The following is a 6,674-nucleotide window of genomic DNA, read 5'->3' as shown; positions in this document are numbered from 1 at the left end:
GCGCGCTCGTTTCGCCTTGTTCATCTTCTTGACTCTCCTTGCTTGAGTTTAAACGCTCAGCAAGGGATTCGTTTTTCGGGAGCAAGCTCAGTGGGGCTGGGAATAAAGGGTGGTTGAGGATAAATAGATCCATCGATTGTTTTTGGCTGATGATTTTTTGTTGTGGCGTCGCTTGCGGTTATTTTTATTTATTTCTCTATTTTTATTTGCTTGGCCGGTTTTTTGAAAATGAGATGCGGTACACGTGCGGCATCGTGCGCGTGTCTGCAGCCAGAGCGAGGATGGGCGGGCGGTGCGGTTTGTCAGTACCGCGGTGAGGGCGGTTGATGGTGGGAAGATTCGCCCGGTGCCGTTCTGCGAGGCGCTGGCGCAGGCATGCGATAACGGCGGTGTGCAGGCTGCGTGCGTGAGGGGGCGGCCGATAGCGATAGTGACGCGCCCGCGCCGACAACCGGCTGGCCGCCACTCGATGCGGCGTTGCGGCTCATCGGCGATGGCGACGATGCGGTCTGATTCAAACGGTGCCTGACGGCACCGACGTATTCGAAGTGCGCATCGGATCGAGTACGGGCCCGCTTTGGCGGGCGTGTTGCGATTTCGTCACGGGATGGGATGCGTCACGACTCGGGATCGAATCCGTTTTCGCCATCCGGCGGCGGCAGATCGAGAACGAGCTTGACTGCGCTGTAGTTGGCCTTGAGCGAAAACACGCGGCCGATCACGAGAAACGTCTGCCGGGAATTTTCGAGCTCGACGAAATCGCCGGGCTGCGGCACGTGGGCACCCTGGTCGTAGGAGAAGCTGGTGCTGGTCTGCTCACCGATGGCTTCTGCGGCGTGTTCGGTGAATTCGATCGTGATGTGGGTGGTCATGCGAATCCCGTTCAGTGGATGGAAGAGAGCGATGGCTTCGATTTTCGCATAGCGGCGCCGCGAATCCGTGCCGATTTTTGTGCGATACGCTTGACCGCCGCTTCACATCTCCGGATGTGCGTGTGCTCTTTCGCGACAAGCTCGGCGTTACCCAACAGCAGAACGACCCCCGGCAGTGTCAGGCCGATCTTCTTCTGATGCTCAATCTTCTCGTCGCATCAGGATGTCCGTTGAATGCGTCGTCGGCGACGGGCAGGCTGTCGAAAAGCGCTCTCCGTCCTTGCGAGCCATGTGGCGCGAGCACAGAAGGTGTCATTCACGGGTGCCCACTTTATCGAAGCGGACACCCGTCGCACGGCCTCCCAGGTTTTTATTTACAGCGCCAATGTGGTAATCGTCGGGTCCCATTCGTAGTAGCTGTGAAGGCTTTGCGTCTCCCCGTCTGCGTCGAGCTTGTATAGTGCGAACCGAATCCAGAAATTCTCTGTTCCGTTTGCAAGGACACGGGTATCAAAGAGTGAGAAGGTTCTCTTGATATGAATCGCGGGCAGGCCGTCAGCAGATTCCGTGTTGGGTTCTGCCGCCCTTTCCAGCGGATAGCCGCGGTGCGTAAGTCCGACATTGGGGCGCAAATCCAGGACGTTGTCGCCGCTCTGATGCACGATGTCATAGACGATCACGGCATAGCGTGAGTTGGCGTGAATCGTCGTTCCAGTGAAGTTAACGGAGTCGAATTTCTTTGCATAGAATTCGATATTCCATGCGCCTTGATTTTTGGAAGGGCGATAAGGGTCGTCGCACAGCAAGTATTGATGATTGTGCCCGATCTGGACCGGGGCGGTTTTGACCATGGACGTTCTGCCACGCGCCTCTTCAATCACTTTTTCTGCATTGATCACCGCGAGCAAGGTGATTTCCTGAATGCCGGCGTCAATGTTGGGCTGCTTGTACATTTCGTTTCCTCGAGTGAATTGCTACCGCAGGTCAAAGGGCTGCGCGATTTGTCTGCAAGGCCGGGTTGTAGTAGCCGGCAACCTGACTGTCGTGGAGCGTTGGCCGAAAAACCGTGATTGACTCAATTTGATTAGCGACCTTTGAGTTCACGGCGTGACAGACGGCATCTCGCGCACGAAAAACATAACTTCCCCCGCGCGACACATCCATTACACTCGATTACGTGTCCAAGTCATTTGAATTCCATGTGATTTGCTAAAAGCGGCAAAGCTCGATGTTGGGCTTGCGCTGACCAGCACGGCGAGATCCGGAGCGGTTTCCAGAGAGGGTATTGGGGTCTCATCCATGGACTCGCGTTCCGCCGTCGCTGCATCCGGCATAGAGTTGTCCCGCGCACGATTTGCGTGGGCGGCGAACGTGCCGGTTCCCGCAACCGCCCGTCATTCATTTTGGCTCGCTGGACCCTAAATCGCTGTAAACTCACGCTTTTGCTGCCACGCCCCCCATTCCAGATGTCCCAATCCCCCAAAGTAGGGTTCGTATCCCTCGGGTGCCCGAAGGCGCTCGTCGATTCCGAACAAATCATCACGCAGCTGCGCGCCGAAGGTTATGAAATCTCCGGCAGCTACGACGGCGCCGACCTCGTCGTCGTGAACACCTGCGGCTTCATCGACGAAGCCGTGCAGGAAAGCCTCGACGCGATCGGCGAAGCGCTGACCGAGAACGGCAAGGTGATCGTCACCGGCTGCCTCGGCGCGAAGTCGAGCGCGAGCGGCTCGAACCTGATCGAGGAAGTCCACCCGAAGGTGCTCGCCGTCACCGGCCCCCACGCGGTGGGCGAGGTGATGCAGGCCGTGCATTCGCACCTGCCGAAGCCGCACGACCCGTTCGTCGATCTCGTGCCCGCGGCCGGCATCAAGCTCACGCCGCGTCACTACGCGTACCTAAAGATCTCCGAAGGCTGCAACCACCGTTGCACGTTCTGCATCATCCCGTCGATGCGCGGCGACCTCGTGTCGCGGCCGGTCGCCGAAGTGATGCTGGAAGCCGAGAACCTGTTCAAGTCGGGCGTGAAGGAACTGCTCGTGATCTCGCAGGACACGAGCGCATACGGCGTCGACGTGAAGTACCGCACCGGCTTCTGGAACGGCAAGCCGATCAAGACGCGGATGACCGACCTGGTCGCCGCGCTCGGCGAACTCGCCGCGCAGTACGGCGCGTGGGTGCGCCTGCACTACGTGTATCCGTATCCGAGCGTCGACGAGGTGATCCCGCTGATGGCCGAAGGCCCGTTCAAGGGCCACGTGCTGCCGTATCTCGACGTGCCGTTCCAGCACGCACATCCGGACGTGCTGAAGCGCATGAAGCGGCCGGCGAACGCCGAGAAGGTGCTCGAGCGCGTGCAGAAGTGGCGCGAGATCTGCCCGGACCTGACGATCCGCAGCACCTTCATCGCCGGCTTCCCCGGCGAGACGGAAGCACAGTTCGAAACGCTGCTCGACTTCATCCGCGAAGCGGAACTCGATCGCGTCGGCTGTTTCGCGTATTCGCCGGTCGAAGGCGCGACCGCGAACGACCTGGATGGCGCGCTGCCGGACGAGGTTCGCGAGGAACGTCGCGCGCGTTTCATGGAAGTGGCGGAGGAAGTGTCGGCGAAGCGCATGCAGCGCAAGGTCGGCAAGACGCTCAAGGTGTTGATCGACGAAGTCAGCGCGGAAGGCGGCATCGGCCGTACGGCAGCCGATGCGCCGGAGATCGACGGCGTCGTCTACGTCGAGCCGGCGGCGAAGGCATCGAAGCGCTACAAGGTCGGCGATTTCGTGTCCGTGAAGATCACGGGCGCCGACGGCCACGATCTGTGGGGCGAGGTGTAAGCGATGGCCGCCGCATTCCCGGAGATCCTCGCGCTCGGCGAGGCGATGATCGAATTCAACCAGTCGCAGCCGGGGCGTCCTGAATTCCTGCAGGGCTTCGGCGGCGACACGTCGAACTTCTGCATCGCGGCGGCGCGCCAGCGCGCATCGACGGGCTTCGTGTCGGCGATCGGCGACGATCCGTTCGGCCGCCTGCTGGCCGACATGTGGGCGTCGGAGCAGGTCGACACGACGTACGTGCGGATCGACCGCTCGGCACCGACCGGCGTGTATTTCGTCACGCACGGCGCCGACGGCCATCAGTTCGACTATCTGCGCGCGGGGTCGGCGGCGAGCCGCTACGCGACGGCCGACCTGCCGCTCGACGCGCTCGCGGCCGCGAAGGCCGTGCACCTGTCGGGCATCAGTCTCGCGATCAGCACGGCCGCGTGCGACGCGGCGTTCGCGGCGATCGACCATGCGCGTCGCAGCGGCGCGAAGGTCAGCTTCGACACGAACCTGCGCCTGAAGCTGTGGCCGCTGCCGCGTGCCCGTGCGGTGATGCGCGAGGCGCTGCGGCAGACGGACATCTGCCTGCCGAGCTGGGACGACGTCACGGCGCTCACGGGCGCGAACGATCGCGACGCGATCGTCGACGCGATGCTCGAACACGGGCCGCAGGTCGTCGCGTTGAAACTCGGCAAGGAAGGCGCGTATGTCGCGACGCCGCACGAACGGCGCGTCGTGCCGGGCTTCGCGGTCGACGCCGTCGACGCGACCGGCGCGGGCGACTGCTTCGGCGGTGCGTTCGTCGCGCGGATCGTCGCGGGCGACGATCCGTTCGCGGCCGCGCGTTATGCGAACGCGGCGGCGGCGCTGTCGACGACCGGTTACGGCGCGGTCGCGCCGATTCCGCATCGCGATGCGGTGGAACGTCTGATGCAGGGCTGACGCGACACGCGCCTGCCCGCGCATTCGCGGCGCAGGCTTGCGTGGTCATGCAGGAACCGGGTCGCGGCCCGGCACGGTCCGCGATGGTCGGGCGAATCTGAAGCAAGGAGCAACACAAGGTGGGTCGATATTCGGAATGGCAACGGGCGCTCGTCGTCGCGGGTGCGCTGGCAGCGGGCATCGCGATGCCGACGGTGGTCGCCGCGCAGGCGGTCGCACCGGCCGTGCAGCAGGATGAACCGGCGCCCGCGCGGCCGCTGAAGCCGAATCCCGAGTTCGCCGGCCTGCCGCGCTACGAAGGCACGCTCGGCGATCGGCCGATCGTCGTGCATCTCGGCCCGAAGACGGACGAGGAAGGCGTGCACGGCGAATACCAGTTCGCCGACACGGGCGAAGTCGTGCTGCTCGCGGGCGACCGGGACGGCGATACGCTCGAGATCGAAGAGTCGAACGACGGCACGAACATCACCGGCGTGTGGATCGGCCGCTTCGACGCGACGGGCGACCTGAAGGCCGACCGGATGAACTCGGACGAATCGGACCCGCAGCCGGTCGTGCTGCATCTGGCGCCGGGCAAGCGCGCGGCGCTGCAGGTGCGCGACGGCCGGGTGCAGGAAATCGAGACGGTGGGCGGCGTCGTCAACCTGCGTACCGACGACTGAGCACGTGCTGGCTCGGTGCGCGCGGCGCGCATTGTACCGGGCCAAGCGCGCCGATTTTGGCTACTCTAACGACATATTCCGCAACCGAACGGCCTCGTGCCCGGCCCCCAGTCATGACTGCATCCACTCCCAAGCGCGCGCTGCAAACCCGCATCGTTCAACCCGACGACGTCATTCCGGAAGGCTTCCGTTCGTTCGTGCCGCCGGTCGCGCGCGCGTCGACGGTCGTGTTCCCCGATCTCGCGACGATGCGCGCGCTGGTCTGGCACGACGACAACCAGTGGCGCTACGGGCTGCACGCGACGCCGACGTCGCTCGCGCTCGCGCAGCGGCTCGCCGAGATCGAAGGCGGCACGCATGCGCTGCTGCAACCGTCGGGCCTCGCGGCGATCATGAACGTCTACTTCGGGATCGTGAAAGCGGGCGACGACGTGCTGATTCCGCATAACGTGTACGGCCCGAACGCCGATTTCGGCAACTGGCTCGCGAACGATTTCGGCATCACCGTGCGCGGTTACGATCCGTTGATCGGCGCCGGCATCGCCGAGCTGATCCAGCCGAACACGCGGCTGATCTGGCTCGAGGCGCCGGGCTCGGTGACGATGGAGGTGCCCGACGTGCAGGCGATCGCGGCCGCCGCGAAGGCGCGCGGCATCGTCACCGCGATCGACAACACCTTTTCGGCGGGGCTCGCGTTCAAGCCGTTCGCGCATGGCGTCGACATTTCGGTGCAGGCGCTGACCAAGTATCAGTCGGGCGGCAGCGACGTGCTGATGGGCGCGACGATCACCGCGAATGCGGAACTGCACGCGAAGCTGAAGCTCGCGCGGATGCGCTGCGGGATCGGCGTATCGGTCGACGATTGCTCGCTCGTGCTGCGCAGCCTGCCGAGCATGCAGGTGCGCTTCGATGCGCACAGCAAGAGCGCGCTCGCGCTCGCGCAGTGGCTGAAGGCGCGGCCGGAGATCGCGACGGTGCTGCACCCGCAGATCGCCGACTGCCCGGGGCATGCGTCGTTCATGCGCGATTTCACGGGCGCGGGCGGGCTATTCTCGGTGGTGTTCGACGCACGCTACAGCGCGGAGCAGATCGACCGTTTCGTCGAGTCGCTCGAGCTGTTCGCGATCGGCTGGAGCTGGGGCGGCGCGTGCAGCCTCGCGATGCCTTACGACGTCGCGTCGATGCGCCCGGACTGGCCGCATCGCGGCACGCTGGTGCGTTTCTACGTGGGTCTGGAAGACGAAGCGGATTTGCGCGCCGACATCGAGCGGGCGATGCAGGCCACGCTCGGCTGATTGCGCGCCGGCAACGTCCGGCAGAAAAACGAAACGCCGGCGCGATATCGCATCGCGCCGGCGTTTTTCATTGACGGTGCCGCGGGA

At 63.9% G+C, this 6,674-nt stretch carries 6 protein-coding genes; 4 read left to right on the top strand and 2 right to left on the bottom strand.

What is annotated here, in order from left to right; genetic code table 11:
- Positions 1 to 617 precede the first annotated feature (617 nt).
- Positions 618 to 872: a hypothetical protein gene (locus HWX76_RS35855; protein ID WP_124593055.1), complete on the bottom strand. Its 255-nt coding sequence runs from the start codon at positions 870 to 872 to the stop codon at positions 618 to 620.
- A 374-nt stretch (positions 873 to 1,246) separates the two neighbouring features.
- Complete coding sequence (locus tag HWX76_RS35850; RefSeq protein WP_124593056.1) at positions 1,247 to 1,825, bottom strand: inclusion body family protein; 579 nt, start codon at positions 1,823 to 1,825, stop codon at positions 1,247 to 1,249.
- A gap of 513 nt (positions 1,826 to 2,338) precedes the next feature.
- On the opposite strand from HWX76_RS35850, the gene rimO reads away from it, so the two are divergent.
- The 4 genes from rimO (at position 2,339) to HWX76_RS35830 (ending at position 6,587) form a co-directional block, all read left to right on the top strand.
- Positions 2,339 to 3,700 (top strand): 30S ribosomal protein S12 methylthiotransferase RimO, encoded by a 1,362-nt coding sequence (gene rimO, locus HWX76_RS35845; protein WP_050015555.1) that lies wholly within the window; start codon positions 2,339 to 2,341, stop codon positions 3,698 to 3,700.
- Between the two features lie 3 nt (positions 3,701 to 3,703).
- The gene (locus tag HWX76_RS35840) at positions 3,704 to 4,630 is read left to right on the top strand and encodes a sugar kinase (RefSeq protein ID WP_089488479.1); all 927 of its coding nucleotides are present in this window, start codon (positions 3,704 to 3,706) and stop codon (positions 4,628 to 4,630) included.
- A gap of 119 nt (positions 4,631 to 4,749) precedes the next feature.
- A complete protein-coding gene (locus tag HWX76_RS35835; protein WP_050015551.1) occupies positions 4,750 to 5,292 on the top strand; it encodes a hypothetical protein in 543 nt (180 codons plus the stop codon).
- Positions 5,293 to 5,405: 113 nt separating this feature from the next.
- Positions 5,406 to 6,587 (top strand): cystathionine beta-lyase, encoded by a 1,182-nt coding sequence (locus tag HWX76_RS35830; protein WP_050015549.1) that lies wholly within the window; start codon positions 5,406 to 5,408, stop codon positions 6,585 to 6,587.
- The last annotated feature ends 87 nt before the right edge of the window (positions 6,588 to 6,674 follow it).

It is taken from the genome of Burkholderia sp. BCC0398 (assembly GCF_902833245.1).
In the GTDB taxonomy this organism is placed as follows: Bacteria; Pseudomonadota; Gammaproteobacteria; order Burkholderiales; family Burkholderiaceae; genus Burkholderia; species Burkholderia sola.
This window is presented reverse-complemented; position numbering and strand designations above follow the sequence as displayed.

What these genes read in the sequence shown, in the direction of transcription:
- HWX76_RS35855 (WP_124593055.1), bottom strand. Translation starts at nt 872, where the DNA reads ATGACCACCCACATCACGATCGAATTCACCGAACACGCCGCAGAAGCC.
- HWX76_RS35850 (WP_124593056.1), bottom strand. Translation starts at nt 1,825, where the DNA reads ATGTACAAGCAGCCCAACATTGACGCCGGCATTCAGGAAATCACCTTG.
- rimO (WP_050015555.1), top strand. Translation starts at nt 2,339, where the DNA reads ATGTCCCAATCCCCCAAAGTAGGGTTCGTATCCCTCGGGTGCCCGAAG.
- HWX76_RS35840 (WP_089488479.1), top strand. Translation starts at nt 3,704, where the DNA reads ATGGCCGCCGCATTCCCGGAGATCCTCGCGCTCGGCGAGGCGATGATC.
- HWX76_RS35830 (WP_050015549.1), top strand. Translation starts at nt 5,406, where the DNA reads ATGACTGCATCCACTCCCAAGCGCGCGCTGCAAACCCGCATCGTTCAA.